The sequence below is a fragment of the Cellulosimicrobium funkei genome, from assembly GCF_900155925.1.
In the GTDB taxonomy this organism is placed as follows: Bacteria; Actinomycetota; Actinomycetes; order Actinomycetales; family Cellulomonadaceae; genus Cellulosimicrobium; species Cellulosimicrobium funkei.
Genome location: NZ_FTMI01000003.1, coordinates 378,935 through 394,659, shown reverse-complemented (window position 1 = coordinate 394,659; position 15,725 = coordinate 378,935). Strand labels below are relative to the sequence as shown.

Here is a 15,725-nt window from a genome sequence, read left to right as displayed (position 1 = left end):
CCTAGACGCGCAGATCGCCGAACGCTGTTCCACGGACGCGACAGGCACGTGAGATGCGAGGTACCAACTACTCCCCCGGCGCCCTCGTCGAGCAGAGGTGCGGCCGAGAGCCGCCGAGCACCGCGACCTTCGACGGCACCCTGCGGGTCCGCGGGTGTGTACTGGCCCTATGGGATCCGCCGGCCTGGAACCGTCCACCCGCTGCGCGATCGACGCGGTCACCGCGCTGCGTCTCGTGCTCGACGACGTGACCCTCGGTGCGCGCCGCCCGCTCGTCGGGCCGTCCGTCCTGCGCAGCCACGCGCTGTCGATGCTGTACCAGGACGTGCGCCGCGGCGCCCTTGACGAGAAGACGGCGCGCGAGCGTCTCGAAGGTGTCGCGTCGCTGCGGATCCGTCTGCTCGGTGACCGGGTCTCGCGCGCGACGGCGTTCCGCATCGCGCGCGAGATCGACGCCGACGACACGTCGGCCACCGAGTACGTCGCGGTCGCGACGCTCCAGGCCGACGTCCTCGTGGCCGGTGACGAGCAGGTCGCCGCCGCGGCGGACGGCCGGATCCCCCTCGTCGCGTACGAGGACCTCCTGCACTGAGCCACCAGGTCCGACCGCGCTCGTGACACCACGGTCGAACCCGTCCGAGCCGGGCTCGGGGTCAGTCGTCGAACACGTGCCAGCAGATCGCGCTGCGACGCCTCTGGTCGTCGAGCACGAGCTCGCGCAGCTCGGCCGGGATACGCCCGCGCTGTCGGTCCCGTTCCGCGAGGCGCGCCGCCTCGGCGTCCTCCCCCCGTGCTGCGGCGTCCGCGGCAGCCGCGCGGATCGCGTACGCCGCCGCGCCCAGCCCGTGGGCGGCGACGTGCGCCACCGCGACGGCCTGTCCGGCCGCGAGCGCCGCGTACTTGAGGGGTGCGGCCTGGTCGCGGCCGGCGGCGTTGGCGACGAAGGCGGTGGTGTGGGCGGTCTTCATGGGGACGTCGCCGCGGATCCAGGCGCGGGCGACGTCGAGAGCGTCCCGGGGTCGGGTGTCGTCGGGTCGTGCGCGTTCGAAGAGGGGCAGGACGTGCTCGGCACAGTCGACGGCCCATCGGGCGATCTGGTGGTGGTGCTCGTCGGTGAGGGTGCCTCCGCGTCGGATGGTGACGAGGCGGGGGTCTCGGTCGGTGGGAAGGATCGGCATGGTGTGATGCTCCCCCGGTCCGGTGTCGGGGCACCAGCCCGGGGGGTGCGTGGGCCAGGTCGTGGGGCCGATGGCCGGGGGGCTCTGGTGGGGCGAGGGTCGGGCGGCGTACGGTGCGAACGTCCCCGTTCGCCGTCCGCCCGGGAGGTGCTGACGCCTCTCCCCCGGGCCGGGACCTTCGTGTCGTGTCGTCGGCGCGATGGGTCCTCTCCCCCGGGTCTGGCAGGTCGTGGCGGGCGGGCCGTTCTCGAGGAGGCGCTCATGGTCCGGTTCACCCGCTCCGACGATCTACGGGGTGCGACGTTCGAGGGTGTGGATCTGCGGGGTTCGCGGTTCGTGGAGCCGGACCTGTCCGGGGTCGTGGTGCGGGGTGCGCAGGTGGAGGGTCTGGACGTCGACGCGCCGTGGTTGTCGGACGGCGATGCTCCGGTGCTGGTGAACGGGGTGGACGTGCGGGGGTTCGTGGAGGCGGAGCTGGACCGGCGGTTCCCGGGCCGGGAGCTGCGGCGGGCGGCGGATCCGGAGGGTCTGCGGGTGGCGTGGGCGGCGCTGGAGTCCACGTGGGCGGCGACGCTGGAGCGGGTGGCGGCGTTGCCCGCGAGCGCCGTGGACGTGTCGGTGGAGGGTGAGTGGTCGTTCGCGCAGACGGTGCGGCACCTGGTGCTGGCGACGGACGCGTGGCTGGGGCGTGCGGTGCTGGGGGTGGAGCAGCCGTTCCATCCTCTGGGGCAGCCGGGTCCGCAGGCGGCGGAGGACGGGTTGGACCTGTCGCTGTTCGCTGTGGGGACGCCGTCGTTCGGCGACGTGCTGGAGGCGCGGGCGGGCCGGGTGGCGATGGTGCGGGACTTCCTGGCGGGGGTGACGCCGGAGTCGTTGGGGGTGGTGCGTCACAACCCGTGGTCGCCGGAGTATCCGGAGACGACGTTGTCGTGCGTGCACGTGATCCTGGAGGAGGAGTGGGAGCACCACCGGTTCGCGGTGCGGGACCTGGCTGTGGTCGAGGCGTCGTTGGCGGGGTGAGCGCGGGCGTTCCGGCTGTAGTGCGTGGGGTCAGGTGGTGCGTGTCACCTGGGCGGCGAGGTTGGGGGTGAGCCGGGTGAGGTCGGGGTCGGTGGGGAGCCCGTCGGGGACGAGGGTGGCGGTGACGAGGGTCTGGGCGTCGCCGTACTCCAGGCGGAGGTGGCCGTCGTCGAGGTCGGTGACGAGGCCGCAGGTGGAGGCTCCGGCGTCGTCGTCCGGGGTGTCGCCTTCGACGACGGTGACGAGGCAGACCACGTCCTGCCCGTCGCGGGTGCCCGACCCGGCGTAGAAGGTGGCCCCGTCGAGCTCGCTGAGGCGTCGCGCGGAGGTGGGGTCCATCTCGTCGGGCGTCATCGTGTCGACGAGGGCGTCGTCGGGGGTGGGTGCGTCGGCGAGGCGGGTGACGAGATCCTGGGGTGTCACGGGCCCGGAGCAGGCGGTGAGGGCGACGAGCGCGGCGCCGACGAGGAGGGTGGGTCGGGCCGGGTGGCGGGACAGGTCCATCGTGGATGGATATCACGGCGGAGGCTACGGTGGCGGCATGGATCGTGCGGCGTTCGTCGGCTTCGTCCGTTCTCAGGGGTGGGGGGTCGTGGCGTCCATCGGTCATGACGGTGGCCCGCAGGCGGCGTTCCTCGCGGTGGCGGCGACGGACGCGGGTGAGCTGGTGTTCGACGCGCGCGCGTCGTCGCGCAAGGTGGCGAACGTGGCCCGGGACCCGCGCGTCGCCGTGACGGTCGGGGGGACGGACGGGACGACCGTGCAGTGCGAGGGTGTCGCGGACGTCCCGGCCGGTGCGGGCCGGCGGCGCTGCGCCGCGGCGTACGCGGCGGCGTTCCCGCAGTTCGCGGGGTCGTTGCTGGACGACGACATCGTGCTGCTGCGGGTCACGCCGGCGTGGGCGCGGTACGGGGACTTCCGCGACGGCCGGTCCGTGATGATCGAGGTCGACGTGATCGGGTGGGGTCCGGTCGGGGACTGAGGTACTCCCCCGTCGGGCCGGTCAGTCGAGCAGGGCCTGCTTGGCGCGGGCGTACTCGGTGTCGGTGAGGTCTCCGGCGCGGTGGAGGGCGGCGAGGCGTTCGAGCCGGGTGACGAGGTCCGCTCCCCTGCCGGTCGGTGCCGGGTCGGTGGTTACGCGCCCGACGACGCGCCACAGGGCACGCGTGAACACTCCCGGTCGGCGGTCGGTCCCGGCATGGTCGGGGCGCAGGTGCGGGACGCGGGCGGAGGGCGCAGTGCGGTCGTCGAGCTCGATGGCGCCGGGGCGGGTGGCGGCGAGCGAGCGGGCGAAGCGCGCGAACCGGGCAGAGGAGCCCTCGAGCAGGACGGCGCGCGTGGCGCGGGCGGTGGGGTGCTGGTCGTCGCGCCAGGTGACGGCGACGGTGGGGCCGTCGCCGGTGACGGTGACGACGGGCCGCCCGGCGGGCTGCAGGACGGTGTCGTCGCCGCGCACGAGGCGCAGGCGCGTGCCGTCCCACACGAGGCGGCCCCCGGCGACGTGGAACATGGCGGGGTACCGGGGTGCGGCGGTGAACCGGGCGGCGTCGGGGGTGGGCTGCGGTGCCCGGACGATGCCGACGGGCCGGCGCCGGGGTGGGGCCGCGACGTCATGGTCGGGGCGGGGCGCGTGGTCGGCGAGGGCTTCGACGACGGGGACGGCGAGGGTCTGCGGGGCGGCGGGGCGCGTGGCCGGTTCCGGGTCGCCGGGTCGCGCGGCCTGGTCCTCGGTGGTGCTGCGGCGCATGGTGCTCCCCCGTCGTCGGTCCCCCGATCCTGCCGCGACGGGCCTGCCGGGGGCAAGGCCGGTCGCGGTGCGGGCGGGGTGTCGTCGCAGGTCGGGCGGGGGTGCGCGCCCCGGCCGGAGCACCGGTGGCCGGGGCGCGCGGTCAGGAGGTCACAGGCCGCCGAGCAGGGCCGTGAAGTCGGGCGTCCCGGCGAACGGGTCGGCGGGGCCGGTGTTCTTGCGCAGCGCGACCTTCTCCGCGAGCTCGCGGCCCGCGCGGGCGATGCGGGCGGGCAGGCCGCCCCCGGAGTCGCCCTCGGCGGCCGCCCAGTCGTCGGTCGCGGCGAACACGGACGTCGTGGCGACGTCGGCCCGCAGGTAGGTGAACAGGGGGCGCAGCGAGTACTCGAGCGCGAGCGAGTGGCGGGCGGTGCCGCCGGTCGCGCCGAGCAGGACGGGCGTGCCGGTGAGCGAGTCCTTGTCGAGGACGTCGACGAACGACTTGAGCAGCCCGGAGTACGTGGTGGTGAACAGCGGGGTGGTCACGACGATCCCGTCGGCGGCGGTGAGGCGCTCGAGCACGCCCGCGAGGTCGCCGGTCGGGAAGCCGGTGAGCATGGCGTCGACGACGGCGTGCGCGTGGTCGCGCAGCTCGACGGTCTCGATCTCGGCGCTCACGCCGAGGCCCTGCAGCTCGCGCACCGTGGCCTCGCCGAGCCGGTCGGCGAGCAGGCGCGTGGAGGACGGCTTGGACAGCCCGGCGGACACCACGACGAGGCGGCGGTCCGGGGCGGGGGTGCTGGCGGTCATGCGGTGCTCCTGAGGTGCTGACGTGCGGTGCGGGGTGCGGCCCGTCGCGGGCCGGGTGCTGCAGTGCCCGACGGCGGCCGGTCGCGGGTGCGGGGCACTCCTCGACCGTACGCCGTCGGGCGGGTGGTCACGGCGCGGGTGTCGCGGGCGTCACAGGCCGAACGCGGCACCGGCGGTGGCGGTGCGGGTGTCGTCCTCGGCGGTGCGCCCGGTCCAGAGGTCCTCGGTGCCGCCGACGTGCGCGGCGCCCTCGGTCCCGGCGGCGCGGGCGGCCGCGACGCGCTCGGCGTGGCTCGGCGGGTTCGCCGGCACGTGCGCGGGGCGGACGGCCTCCATCTCCTTGCGCAGCACGGGCACGACCTCGCCCGCGAGGAGGTCGATCTGCTCGAGCACGGTCTTGAGCGGCAGGCCCGCGTGGTCGACGAGGAACAGCTGGCGCTGGTAGTCGCCCACGTGGTCGCGCATCGCGGCGTACCGGTCGATGACCTGCTGCGGCGAGCCGACGGTGAGCGGCGTCTCGCGCGTGAAGTCCTCCATCGAGGGCCCGTGCCCGTAGACGGGCGCGTTGTCGAAGTAGGGGCGGAACTCGTCCCACGCCTTCTGGGAGTCCTTGCGCATGAACACCTGGCCGCCGAGCCCGACGATCGCGGTGTCCGCGGGGCCGTGGCCGTGGTGCTCCCACCGCTGACGGTAGAACTGCACCATCTGCTTGGTGTGGCTCATGGGCCAGAAGATGTTGTTGTGGAAGAACCCGTCGCCGTAGTAGGCGGCCTGCTCGGCGATCTCGGGGCTGCGGATCGACCCGTGCCACACGAACGGCGGGACGCCGTCCAGCGGCCGCGGCGTCGAGGTGAAGCCCTGGAGCGGGGTGCGGAACTTGCCCTCCCAGTCCACGACGTCCTCGGTCCACAGCCGGCGCAGCAGCGCGTAGTTCTCGATCGCGAGCGGGATGCCCTGCCGGATGTCCTGCCCGAACCACGGGTACACCGGGCCGGTGTTGCCGCGGCCCATCATGAGGTCCATGCGGCCGTCCGAGATGACCTGGAGCATCGCGTACTCCTCCGCGAGGCGCACCGGGTCGTTCGTCGTGATGAGCGTGGTCGAGGTCGACAGGACGATGTTCTTCGTCACGCCCGTCAGGTAGCCGAGCATCGTCGTCGGCGAGGACGGGACGAACGGCGGGTTGTGGTGCTCCCCCGTGGCGAAGACGTCCAGCCCCGCCTCGTCCGCGTGTTTCGCGATCGTCAGCATGGACCGCACGCGCTCGGTGTCGTCGGGGGTCCGGCCCGTCGTGGGGTCCGTCGTGACGTCGCCGACGGTGAAGATGCCGAACTGCATGGTGTGCTCCCGTGAGTCCTAGGTCGATGCGTTTGCATGTACATGCCGCTCAACCCGGCTCCCCCCGGGTTTGTTCCCACACTCCCGGCCCGGGGGTGTGAGCGTGCACACGTCCGGGGCCGGGCGGGGGCCGCGGAGTTGCGCGGGGCATCGAAACCCGGGAGCCTGGGACGGCGCGCCGAGGCGGGCCGGCACGACGCACCGCGGGGGCCACCAGGTCGTGAGGCCCCGCGACGTTCACCGGACCTTCACGGCGCGTCGGAACACCGACCGCACGTGAGGCGTTGCCTCTCGTAGACCGGGCCGCTGCCCGCACCCCCACCGGGCGCGCCCACCCACCCCCGAAGACCCCTCAGGAGGACACCATGGCCGACCGTTCGCTGCGCGGGATGAGCATCGGTGCGAAGAGCATGGAGTCGGACGAGGGCGTCGACTTCGCCCCCCGCTTCCAGGCGCACTACGACTGCCCCAACGGGCACACCATCATCCTGCCGTTCTCGACCGACGCCGAGGTCCCCCCGGTGTGGGAGTGCCGCTGCGGCGCCGAGGCGCTGCTGCGCGACGCGGAGCGCCCCGAGCCCAAGGCCGGCAAGCCCGCCCGCACCCACTGGGACATGCTGCTCGAGCGCCGCACCATCTCCGAGCTCGAGGAGCTCCTCGACGAGCGCCTCGGCCTGCTGCGCGCCGGCAAGCTGCGCCGCAGCGCCTGACGCCTCGCCGCACCCGTCACGAGAGGCCCGGACCCCCGCGAGGGGTCCGGGCCTCTCCGCGTCGCGCCCAGCACCGCGGCGACGCCTCAGCGCGTGCCGTGCCGCCCCGCGACCGACCGCGCGAGGCTCGCGAGCTGGGCCGCGCGCCGTCGGGCACCCCAGACCGTGACCTTCCACAGCGCCTCGGTGACGATCGCGCGGCTCATCTTCGACCGCCCCGCCGTGCGCTCGACGAACGTGATCGGCACCTCCGTCGCGCGGCCACCCGTCCGCACGACCCGCCACGCCATGTCGACCTGGAAGCAGTACCCGTGCGACTCCACGCTCGCGAGGTCGACGGCGCGCAGCGCGGACGCGCGGTAGGCGCGGTAGCCCGCCGTCGCGTCGCCCAGGTGCAGCCCCAGCGCGAGGCGCACGTACGCGTTGCCCGCGCGCGAGAGCACCTCGCGGTGCCGCGGCCAGTTCTCCACGCGCCCGCCCGGGACCCAGCGCGACCCGATGACGAGGTCCGCGCCGTCGTGCGCGCCGTCCACCGTGGCGGGGCCGAGGGCGGCGAGCAGGGACGGCAGCTGCTCCGGCTGGTGGGAGCCGTCGGCGTCCATCTCCACGAGCACGTCGTACCCGGCGTCCAGGCCCCACCCGAACCCCGCGACGTACGCGGCGCCCAGGCCCTCCTTCCCGGCCCGGTGCAGCACGTGCACGCCCGGGTCGGCGGCGGCCGCGGAGTCGGCGAGGTCGCCCGTCCCGTCCGGGCTCGCGTCGTCCACGACGAGCACGTCCGCGTCCGGGACGGCGGCGCGCAGGCGCGCGAGCGTGCCCGGCAGGGTCAGCGCCTCGTCGTACGTCGGCACGACGACGAGCACGCGCCCGCCCGGGACGCCGCCCTCCCCCGCGCGCGGACTCACGGTGCCTCGTCCCCGGCCGGCGCCGCGGCGGTCCGGGTGCGCCGCTCGCGGACGGCGGTGACGACGCCCGCGGCGAGGAGGCCGAGGGCGAGGAGCTCGACGGCGCGGCCCGGCCAGTCCCCGGCCCGCACGGCGGGCGTGAGGCTGGTGCGCAGCGGCAGGTCGGCGACCATCTGGTCGGCGGTGAACAGGCCCGTGCTCTGCAGGAGCGTGCCGTCGGGGGCGATGACGCCGCTCACGCCGACGGTCGAGACCTGCACGGTCGCGCGGCCCGTCGACACGGCGCGCAGCCGCGACATCGCGAGCTGCTGCGTCGACTCGGCGGTGTACCCGAACGAGGCGTTGTTGGTCGGCACGACGAGCAGCTCGGCGCCCGCGTCGACCGCGTCGTTCACGAGGCCGTCGTAGGCGACCTCGAAGCAGATGACGACGCCGAGCGGCACCGTGCGCCCCAGGCGGGGCGCGTCGAGGTCGACGACGCCGGTCTCGGTGCCCGCGATCATGTCGATGCTCACGCGGTCGACCTGGTCGGAGAACACGCGCAGCAGGGAGCGCAGCGGGATGTACTCGCCGAACGGTGCCGGGTGCTGCTTGGCGTAGCGGTCGACGACGCCGGTGCCCGGCTCCCACAGGAGCGACACGTTGTACCGGCCGCCGGTCTCGGGGTACTCCTGCGCGCCGACGAGGATCGGCGCGCCGACCTCCTGCGCGACGTCGTCGATGGCGCGCGCCACCTCGGGCGTGGTCTGCGGGTCGAGGTCGGACCCGTTCTCGGGCCACAGCACGACGTCGAGGTCGCCCGGCTCGACGTCGTCGAGGAGCGCGAGCGTGCCCTGCAGGTGGTTGTTCAGCACCTCGGCCCGGTTCGCGAACGACCCGAGGCCGGGCTCGCCCACGTTGCCCTGCACGGCCCCGACGGCGAGCGTGCCCGCCTCGGCGCGCGTGTCGAGCGGCACGAGCAGCGGTGCGACCACGAGCGCGGCCGCGACGGCCACGGGGACGACGGCGCCGGCCACGACGTCGCTGGTCGCGACGTCACGACGGCGCACCACGGCGAGCACCGCGACCGCGAGCAGCGCCCCGACGAGCGCGACGAGCAGCGACACGAGGACCTCTCCCCCGAGCCACGCCGCGCGACCCAGCGGGGAGTCCGCCTGGGAGAACGCGAGCCGGCCCCAGGGGAACCCGCCGAACGGCACCTCGGTGCGCGCCTGCTCGGCCCCGACGAACAGCACCGCGAACGCGACGGCCTGCTGCCCGGGGTGCCCCGTGAGCCATGACCAGCGGCGCGCCCAGACCCACGCGGCACCGAGCAGCCCGACGAAGCACGCCTCCATGACGGACAGCGCGAGCCACGGCACGGTCTCGGTCGCATAGTTCGCCCACCACAGGTGCGGCAGGAAGAACGCCAGGCCCCACACCAGGCCCACGAGGAAGCCCCAGCGCGCGCCGTCGCGGCGCAGCGCCCACAACAGGGCGGCCACGCCGACGAACGCGAGCGGCCACCACCCGCGGTCGGGGAACGCGGTGTCGGTGAGCAGGCCGCCCGCCAGGGCGAGCAGGAGCGTCAGGGGCCGCGACGGGACGGCGGTCGACGGACCCGCGGGGACCTCGCGCTCGGGTCGGCCGTCGGGCCGTGCGTTTGGCCCAGCGTCCGGCACGGCGTCGGGCTGCCGGTCGTGGGGCGTGCCCGTCTCGGGCGCACGGGCGGCCGTGCCTGCGGGGCGGGATCGCCCGGCGGAAGCGGCCGGGGGCTCGGGGGCGTGCACGGGTGCACCCTACGCCACGGACCTGCACGAAGACCTGGCGGGCCGCCGCCGTCCGCGGAGGGTCGGCGGGGGCGGGAAAGGAGTGTGTGCGGGCTCGCGCGCCCTTCGGCCCGTACGACGCCGCCACCGGCGGAGCACGTTTTCTACTGAGCGCGCGAGCCCGGCCAGGTACCCGGCGCGGCACGCCGAGGGGTCGTCGTCGGTGGCTGATCCCCCTGCGGCCACGGGGGCCGGAACACCCTGTCGAAACTACTCCGGCTCACCGCCCTGTCAAGCGGGAGCGATCAGACGAAGGTGTCGAACAGGGGCACTCCGGCCCGCACGGTCTGCAGGCACCGCGGTCGCGGCACGTCCGGCCCGAGCTCGGGCAGCAGCGGCTGCCCCGCGCGCGCGTCCGTGCTCCACGACGACGTCGTGCGGCCCAGCGCGCCCTGCACCACGAGGTGCTCCCCGCGCCACACCGCGAGGTGCGCGGGCGCCCCCACCCGCAGCTGCCCGGCGCCGGTGTGGTCGAGCCCGGCGATGCGCCACCCGCCGCGCGTGTGCGCACGGAACGCGGCACGCGCCGAGATCTGCTGGTCCGGGTCGACGTGCGACATCGCGGCGAGCACGCCCGCCCACGGGTCGATCCGCGTCACCGGCGCGTCCGACCCGAACGCGAGCGGCACGCCCGCACCCGCGAGGTCCGCGAAGGGGCTCAGGCCCTGCGCCCGCATCGCCCCCACGCGCGCCGCGTACATGCCGTCCGGGCCGCCCCACGCGGCGTCGAACGCGGGCTGGATGCTCAGGCTCACCCCGTACAGCAGGAGCGTGGCGAGCGCGGTCGCGTCGACGAACAGCGCGTGCTCGACCCGGTGCCGCGCCGCGCGCACCGCGCCCTGCCCGTGCGCCTCGGCCGCGAGGCCGAGCCCGAGCACGAGCTCGTCCATCGCACGGTCCCCGATGACGTGGAACCCGCCCTGCGTGCCGGCCGCCGCGACCGCGGACAGGTGGACCGCGATCTGCTCCGCCGTGAGGTACAGGTTCCCGCGGTCGCCGCGGTCCGGCCCGTCCTGGTACGGCAGCCGCATCGCCGCCGTACGCGACCCGATCGACCCGTCCACGTTGAGGTCGCCCGCGATGCCAGCGAGCCCGGGCACGTCCGCGAGGAGCGCACGGGCGTCGTCGGCCGTGGCGCACAGCTCGCCCCGGTACCCCACGACGTGCGGCAGGCCCGACGACGCGTCCGCCGTGAGGGCGAGGATCTCCCGCAGCCCGGCGCGCGTGTCGATGTGCGGGGCGCTCATCTCGTGCACCGACACCACGCCCTGCTCGGCCGCGGCCTGCAGCGCCGTGCGGTACAGGTCCGTGCGCCGCGCCGGGGACACCGCCCGGGCGACGTCGCGCGCGACGTGGTGCGCCTCCCCCGCGACCCAGCCCGACTCGTCCCACCCGGGCCGCGTCTCGAGCGCGCAGCGGCGCGCGAGCGTCGTGGACACCACCGCCGAGTGCACGTCGACCCGCGCCGCGTACACCGCGCGGCCGCCCGCCGCGGCGTCGAGCTCCTCGCGCGTCGGGGGCCGCCCCTCGGGCCAGGACCGCTCGTCCCACCCGAAGGCGAGCACGACGTCGTCCTCGTGCGCGCCGGCCGCGGCCTTCGCGACGGCGTCGAGCGCGGCCGCGAGCGACGTCACGCCGGCGCTCGCGGACAGGTCGACGCCCGCCAGGGCGAGCCCGACCTCGAACAGGTGGACGTGGGCGTCGACGAACCCGGGGGCGACGAGCGCCCCGTCGAGGTCGATGACGCGGTCGGCGCGGGCGGCGAGCCCGTCGGCCGTGTCGTCGGCACCGATCCAGGCGATGACGCCGTCGTCGACGAGGAGCGCTTCCGCGAACGGGTCGGCCGGGGAGTGGATCACGCCGCCGCGGTACAGGGTTGAGGCCACAGTCCTTCACGATACCGCCACAACCCGCCGTGCTTCACCGCCCGGTGGCGGCGTCGGCGCAGGTCCGGGCGCGTGTCGTGCACGTCACGCCGTACGGCCGCAGCGCCGACCTTCCGAGCCGACCTTCCGAACCGGCCTCGCGAGCCGGCCTCGCGAGCCGGCCTCGCGAGGCGGTCCCACGCCCGGGCCGACGGGGGCGCCGCCGGTGCGGGGTGCGCTCAGACGCTGGAGTAGGCGACGACGCCGCGGCGCAGGCGGTCGATCGCCTGGCGCGCGGTGCGGCGGACCTCGGGGGTGGGGGCGGCGCCCGCGACCTGGTCGAGGACGTCGATGACCTGCTTGCACCAGCGCACGAAGTCGCCGGCCGCGATCTCGGAGCCGCGCAGCACGGCGTCGAGGCTGCGCCCGACGGCCCAGCGGTGCACGGCGGTGACGAGGCCCTCGTCGAGCGGGCCGGTCGCGTCGATGTCGTGCTCGTCCTCGAGGTCGTCGACCTCGGACCACACGCGCGTGGTGGCCTCGAGCGCGCGCGCCAGCCTGCCCTGGGGGCCGCCGGGGACGTCGGGCTCGCCGTGGTCCTCGCGGCGCCCGGCGTACACGCACGTGGACACGACGGCGGCCAGGGCGGGGGCGTCGAGGTCCTCCCACACGCCGCGGCGCAGGCACTCGGCCAGGAGCAGGTCGTTCTCGGCGTAGAGGCGGCGCAGCCACTGCCCGTCGGGCGTGACCTGCAGCCCGGTGCGCGCGGCCTCGCGGGCGGCGCGACCGGTGGGCGGGCCGCCGGGGGTCTCCTCCTCGTCGAGGGCGTCCTCGAGCGGTGCGGCCGGGTCCTGCGCGGGCTCGGCGGGCGCGAGGTAGCCGAGCGTGACGAGGACGTCGCAGATGCGGTCGAAGACGCGCGCGATGGAGCCGGTGCGGCCCTCGACGCGCCGCACGAGCTGGTCGTGCTCCTTCTTCAGCCGCGCCCACCGCTCCGCCCAGCGGGCGTGGTCCTCCCGGTCGGGGCAGTCGTGGCACGGGTGGGCGCGCAGCTGGGCGCGCAGGCGCGCGAGCTGGGCGTCGTCGGACGCGCCGGACCGGGCGCGGGTGGTGCGGCCGGGGCGCGTGCCCGGCTCGTCGAGCGCGCCGAGCGCGTTGCGCAGGGTGGAGGCGAGGTCGCGCCGCTGGGCGGGCACGCGCGCGTTGAACGTCTTGGGGATGCGCACGCGGGCGACGGTGCGGATCCCGCCGGGTGCGTCGGCGACGGTGAGCTTCTTCACCTGGCGGTCCTGCGTCAGGACGGTGGGGCGCGGTCCGTCGAACCCGGCGCCCTCCCCCGGGTCGAGCACGACGACGTAGCCCGCGCGCCGCCCGGACGGCACCTCGACGACGTCCCCGGGCCGCAGGCGCTCGAACGCGGCGACGACCTCGGCGCGGCGCGACCGGCTCGCGGCGCGCGACAGGTCGCCCTCGCGCGCGGTGATGCGCCGCCGCAGCGCCGCGTACTCGGCGAAGTCGCCGCGGTCGCACGTCATCGCCTGCGCGTACCCGTCGAGGGCCTCGGCGTGCGCCTGCGCCTGCTTGGCCAGGCCGACGACGCCCCGGTCGGCCTGGAACTGCGCGAACGACGTCTCCAGGACCTCGCGCGCCCGGTCGCGCCCGACCTGCGCGACGAGGTTGACCGCCATGTTGTACGTGGGCCGGAAGCTCGAGCGCAGCGGGTACAGGCGCTTGGACGCCAGGCCCGCGAGGTGCACCGGGTCCAGGCCCGCGTGGTCGACGACGACGGCGTGCCCCTCGACGTCGATGCCGCGCCGCCCGGCGCGCCCGGTGAGCTGGGTGTACTCCCCCGGGGTGACGTCGACGTGCGCGGTGCCGTCCCACTTGACGAGCTTCTCCAGCGCGACGGACCGGGCGGGCATGTTGATGCCGAGCGCGAGCGTCTCGGTGGCGAACACGACCTTGATGAGGCCGCGGCTGAACAGCTCCTCGACCGTCTCCTTGAACACGGGCAGCAGGCCCGCGTGGTGGGCCGCGATGCCGCGCGCGAGGGACTCCGTCCACGTCCAGTACCCGAGGACCTCCAGGTCCTCGGTGGGGATGGTCGCGGTGCGTTCCTCCGCGACGCGCCGGATCTCGGCCTCCTCCGCGGGCGACGTCAGGCGCAGGCCCGCGGTGAGGCACTGCTGTACTGCGCCCTCGCACCCGGCGCGGGAGAAGATGAAGTAGATCGCGGGCAGCAGCCCGTCCGCGTCGAGCGCGTCCACGACGGCGAACCGGGCAGGGGTGCGCCGCCCGACGACGGACCGGTCCGGCCCCGGGCGACGCCCGCCGCGGCCCCGGTACCCGCGGTCGCCGGACCCCCGCCGTCCGCCCGGCCCGGGCCCGCCGGTGCGGGGCGCGGTGCGGAACGCGGCGAGCAGGTCGGGGTTGATGGGCGGGTTCACGCCCGGGTCGGTGGGGTCCACCGTCCCGGCGTACAGGTCGAGCAGGTCCGCGCCGGGCGCGCGCCCGGCGCCTACGTGCGCGACCCCGGCCGCGGGGTTCGCGGACGCGACGAGGACGTGCTGCCACAGCGGCACGGGCCGGCGCTCGCTGACGACGACGGTCGTGTCGCCGCGCACCATCTCCAGCCAGTCGCCGAACTCCTCCGCGTTGGACACGGTCGCGGACAGGGACACGAGCTGCACGTCGTCGGGCAGGTGGATGATCACCTCTTCCCACACGGGCCCGCGGAACCGGTCGGCGAGGTAGTGCACCTCGTCCATGACGACGTACGCGAGCCCGTCCAGGGTGCGCGACCCCGCGTACAGCATGTTGCGCAGCACCTCGGTCGTCATGACGACGACGGGCGCCTCCCCGTTGATCGTCGTGTCACCGGTGAGCAGGCCCACGGCGTCGGCGCCGTGGCGGCGCACGAGGTCGGCGTACTTCTGGTTGGACAGCGCCTTGATGGGGGTGGTGTAGAACGCCTTGCGCCCGCTCGCGAGGGCGAGGTGGACCGCGAACTCGCCCACGACCGTCTTCCCCGCGCCGGTGGGTGCGGCGACGAGCACGCCGCGGCCCTCCTCGAGCGCCTCGCACGCGCGCACCTGGAAGTCGTCGAGGGGGAAGTCGAGCACCTGCCGGAAGTCCGCGAGCTGCGTGCGGGACGCCGCCTGGCGGGCCCGGGACGCGGCGTAGCGGGCGGCGGGCGATTCGTCGGCCGTCATGCCGTCAGCCTACGGTCCGCCGCCCACCTCGCCGGTCGAGAGCCCCCTGCTCAGCGGGCCGCGTCGTCGAGCACGCGCAGCGCGCCGGGGACGACGTCGACGCGCAGCGGCAGCGGGCCGAGGTGCTCCCCGTCGGCGAACGCGTGCGGCGGCGCGGCGCCTGCTGTGGTCGGCTCGACGGTGACCGACGTCGCGCGCACGGTCCCGACCGCGCGGTGGGTGAGGTGGCGCCCCGCGTACATGCCGGGGAAGACGCGCGCGGCGCCCCACCGCCCGAGCGGGCCCGCGACGACGACGTCCAGCAGGCCGTCGTCGGGCGTGGCGTCGGGCGCGACGCGGACCCCGCCGCCGAAGCGGGGGCTGTTCGCGACGGCGACGAGCGCGCCCGGCGACTCCCACACGAACGCCCGCCCGTCCGGGCCGTCGGCCGCGTCGGGGTGCTGCGCGGCGTCGGGCGCGGGCAGCAGGGGCGCCCCGGCGAGGACGTCCGGCACGTCGTCTCCCGCGGGCACGCCGCGCACCGTGACGCGGTACCCGTAGGGCCGGTAGCGGGTGATCTCGGTCAGGGCGGAGCGCGCGTACCGGGACCGTCCGCGCGGCCAGGTCGCCGCGTTGGCGTGCGCGTTCACCGCGGCGTCGATCCCGGCGGACAGCACGCCCGCGTACCAGCGCGCGACGGGCACGTGCTCGCCCGCGACCCGGGCGGCGTCGACCACGCGCACGCGCGCCCCGGCGCTCGCGGCGGGTCCGAGCGCGCCCAGGAGCGCGTCGACGCAGCGGTCGGGGCGGCCGGTGGGCAGGTCGAGGGCGTGGGCGAAGTCGTTGCCGGTCCCCACGGCGACGATGCCGAGCGGCACGCCGGTGCCCGCGGTGGCGTTGACGCCGAGGTGCACCATGCCGTCGCCGCCGACGACGACGAGCGCGTCCACGCCCGGTGTCGCGCCGGTGCCGCGGACGGCGGCGTCGGCGGACTCCTGCGCGAGGGGCAGGCTGGGGGCGCTGAGGTCGAGGACGTCGTGCCCGGCCGCGGTGAGCGCCTCGGCCGTGCGTGCGCCTGCGGTGCGGCCCCGCCCGCGCCCGGCCGTCGGGTTGACGACGAGCGCGACCGTGCTCACGCGCGGCCCCCGCGCCCGGTGGGGCGCGGTCGGGGCGT

Annotated in this window: 14 protein-coding genes; 4 read left to right on the top strand and 10 right to left on the bottom strand. The window is 75.9% G+C overall.

Going from position 1 to position 15,725, the window contains the following annotated elements; all coding sequences use genetic code 11:
* Positions 1-169 precede the first annotated feature (169 nt).
* Complete coding sequence (locus BXA05_RS09925) at positions 170-592, top strand: hypothetical protein (protein WP_076404874.1); 423 nt, start codon at positions 170-172, stop codon at positions 590-592.
* Positions 593-653: 61 nt separating this feature from the next.
* Here BXA05_RS09925 and BXA05_RS09920 read toward each other — a convergent pair whose 3' ends face one another.
* Positions 654-1,178 carry a putative immunity protein gene (locus BXA05_RS09920; RefSeq protein ID WP_076404873.1) on the bottom strand — a complete coding sequence of 175 codons (525 nt, stop codon included), beginning with the start codon at positions 1,176-1,178 and terminating at the stop codon, positions 654-656.
* A gap of 261 nt (positions 1,179-1,439) precedes the next feature.
* Here BXA05_RS09920 and BXA05_RS09915 point away from each other — a divergent pair, with 261 nt between their 5' ends.
* Entirely contained in the window at positions 1,440-2,198 is a 759-nt protein-coding gene (locus BXA05_RS09915; protein WP_076404872.1) for a DinB family protein, read from the top strand.
* A gap of 30 nt (positions 2,199-2,228) precedes the next feature.
* Here the strand turns inward: BXA05_RS09915 and BXA05_RS09910 are convergent, their stop codons facing one another.
* Positions 2,229-2,702 carry a hypothetical protein gene (locus BXA05_RS09910; RefSeq protein ID WP_076404871.1) on the bottom strand — a complete coding sequence of 158 codons (474 nt, stop codon included), beginning with the start codon at positions 2,700-2,702 and terminating at the stop codon, positions 2,229-2,231.
* A 37-nt stretch (positions 2,703-2,739) separates the two neighbouring features.
* Here BXA05_RS09910 and BXA05_RS09905 point away from each other — a divergent pair, with 37 nt between their 5' ends.
* Positions 2,740-3,180: a pyridoxamine 5'-phosphate oxidase family protein gene (locus tag BXA05_RS09905; RefSeq protein WP_076404870.1), complete on the top strand. Its 441-nt coding sequence runs from the start codon at positions 2,740-2,742 to the stop codon at positions 3,178-3,180.
* A gap of 21 nt (positions 3,181-3,201) precedes the next feature.
* Here BXA05_RS09905 and BXA05_RS09900 read toward each other — a convergent pair whose 3' ends face one another.
* The 3 genes from BXA05_RS09900 to BXA05_RS09890 all read right to left on the bottom strand — a co-directional run bounded on the left by BXA05_RS09900 (position 3,202) and on the right by BXA05_RS09890 (position 6,072).
* A complete protein-coding gene (locus tag BXA05_RS09900; protein ID WP_076404869.1) occupies positions 3,202-3,945 on the bottom strand; it encodes a hypothetical protein in 744 nt (247 codons plus the stop codon).
* A 150-nt stretch (positions 3,946-4,095) separates the two neighbouring features.
* Positions 4,096-4,734, bottom strand: coding sequence for an FMN reductase (locus BXA05_RS09895; RefSeq protein WP_043651674.1), 639 nt, complete (start codon positions 4,732-4,734; stop codon positions 4,096-4,098).
* A gap of 150 nt (positions 4,735-4,884) precedes the next feature.
* Complete coding sequence (locus tag BXA05_RS09890; RefSeq protein ID WP_034656123.1) at positions 4,885-6,072, bottom strand: LLM class flavin-dependent oxidoreductase; 1,188 nt, start codon at positions 6,070-6,072, stop codon at positions 4,885-4,887.
* Between the two features lie 365 nt (positions 6,073-6,437).
* On the opposite strand from BXA05_RS09890, the gene BXA05_RS09885 reads away from it, so the two are divergent.
* Positions 6,438-6,782, top strand: a complete 345-nt coding sequence (locus BXA05_RS09885) for an RNA polymerase-binding protein RbpA (RefSeq protein ID WP_021483180.1) — start codon at positions 6,438-6,440, stop codon at positions 6,780-6,782.
* Between the two features lie 86 nt (positions 6,783-6,868).
* On the opposite strand, the gene BXA05_RS09880 is transcribed toward BXA05_RS09885, so the two are convergent.
* The 5 genes from BXA05_RS09880 to BXA05_RS09860 all read right to left on the bottom strand — a co-directional run bounded on the left by BXA05_RS09880 (position 6,869) and on the right by BXA05_RS09860 (position 15,687).
* The gene (locus tag BXA05_RS09880; RefSeq protein WP_076404868.1) at positions 6,869-7,687 is read right to left on the bottom strand and encodes a polyprenol monophosphomannose synthase; all 819 of its coding nucleotides are present in this window, start codon (positions 7,685-7,687) and stop codon (positions 6,869-6,871) included.
* Complete coding sequence (gene lnt / locus BXA05_RS09875; RefSeq protein ID WP_143311118.1) at positions 7,684-9,348, bottom strand: apolipoprotein N-acyltransferase; 1,665 nt, start codon at positions 9,346-9,348, stop codon at positions 7,684-7,686. Before lnt ends, BXA05_RS09880 begins: the two co-directional genes overlap by 4 nt.
* Positions 9,349-9,740: 392 nt before the next feature.
* A complete protein-coding gene (locus BXA05_RS09870; protein ID WP_076404867.1) occupies positions 9,741-11,381 on the bottom strand; it encodes an amidohydrolase in 1,641 nt (546 codons plus the stop codon).
* 218 nt (positions 11,382-11,599) lie between these two features.
* The gene (locus tag BXA05_RS09865) at positions 11,600-14,572 is read right to left on the bottom strand and encodes a DEAD/DEAH box helicase (protein ID WP_076404866.1); all 2,973 of its coding nucleotides are present in this window, start codon (positions 14,570-14,572) and stop codon (positions 11,600-11,602) included.
* Between the two features lie 50 nt (positions 14,573-14,622).
* Positions 14,623-15,687 (bottom strand): diacylglycerol/lipid kinase family protein, encoded by a 1,065-nt coding sequence (locus tag BXA05_RS09860; protein WP_076404865.1) that lies wholly within the window; start codon positions 15,685-15,687, stop codon positions 14,623-14,625.
* Between the last annotated feature and the right edge of the window lie 38 nt (positions 15,688-15,725).

Excerpts from the sequence above, each read along its gene's own strand:
- BXA05_RS09925 (WP_076404874.1), top strand. The coding sequence starts at position 170 with ATGGGATCCGCCGGCCTGGAACCGTCCACCCGCTGCGCGATCGACGCG.
- BXA05_RS09920 (WP_076404873.1), bottom strand. The coding sequence starts at position 1,178 with ATGCCGATCCTTCCCACCGACCGAGACCCCCGCCTCGTCACCATCCGA.
- BXA05_RS09915 (WP_076404872.1), top strand. The coding sequence starts at position 1,440 with ATGGTCCGGTTCACCCGCTCCGACGATCTACGGGGTGCGACGTTCGAG.
- BXA05_RS09910 (WP_076404871.1), bottom strand. The coding sequence starts at position 2,702 with ATGGACCTGTCCCGCCACCCGGCCCGACCCACCCTCCTCGTCGGCGCC.
- BXA05_RS09905 (WP_076404870.1), top strand. The coding sequence starts at position 2,740 with ATGGATCGTGCGGCGTTCGTCGGCTTCGTCCGTTCTCAGGGGTGGGGG.
- BXA05_RS09900 (WP_076404869.1), bottom strand. The coding sequence starts at position 3,945 with ATGCGCCGCAGCACCACCGAGGACCAGGCCGCGCGACCCGGCGACCCG.
- BXA05_RS09895 (WP_043651674.1), bottom strand. The coding sequence starts at position 4,734 with ATGACCGCCAGCACCCCCGCCCCGGACCGCCGCCTCGTCGTGGTGTCC.
- BXA05_RS09890 (WP_034656123.1), bottom strand. The coding sequence starts at position 6,072 with ATGCAGTTCGGCATCTTCACCGTCGGCGACGTCACGACGGACCCCACG.
- BXA05_RS09885 (WP_021483180.1), top strand. The coding sequence starts at position 6,438 with ATGGCCGACCGTTCGCTGCGCGGGATGAGCATCGGTGCGAAGAGCATG.
- BXA05_RS09865 (WP_076404866.1), bottom strand. The coding sequence starts at position 14,572 with ATGACGGCCGACGAATCGCCCGCCGCCCGCTACGCCGCGTCCCGGGCC.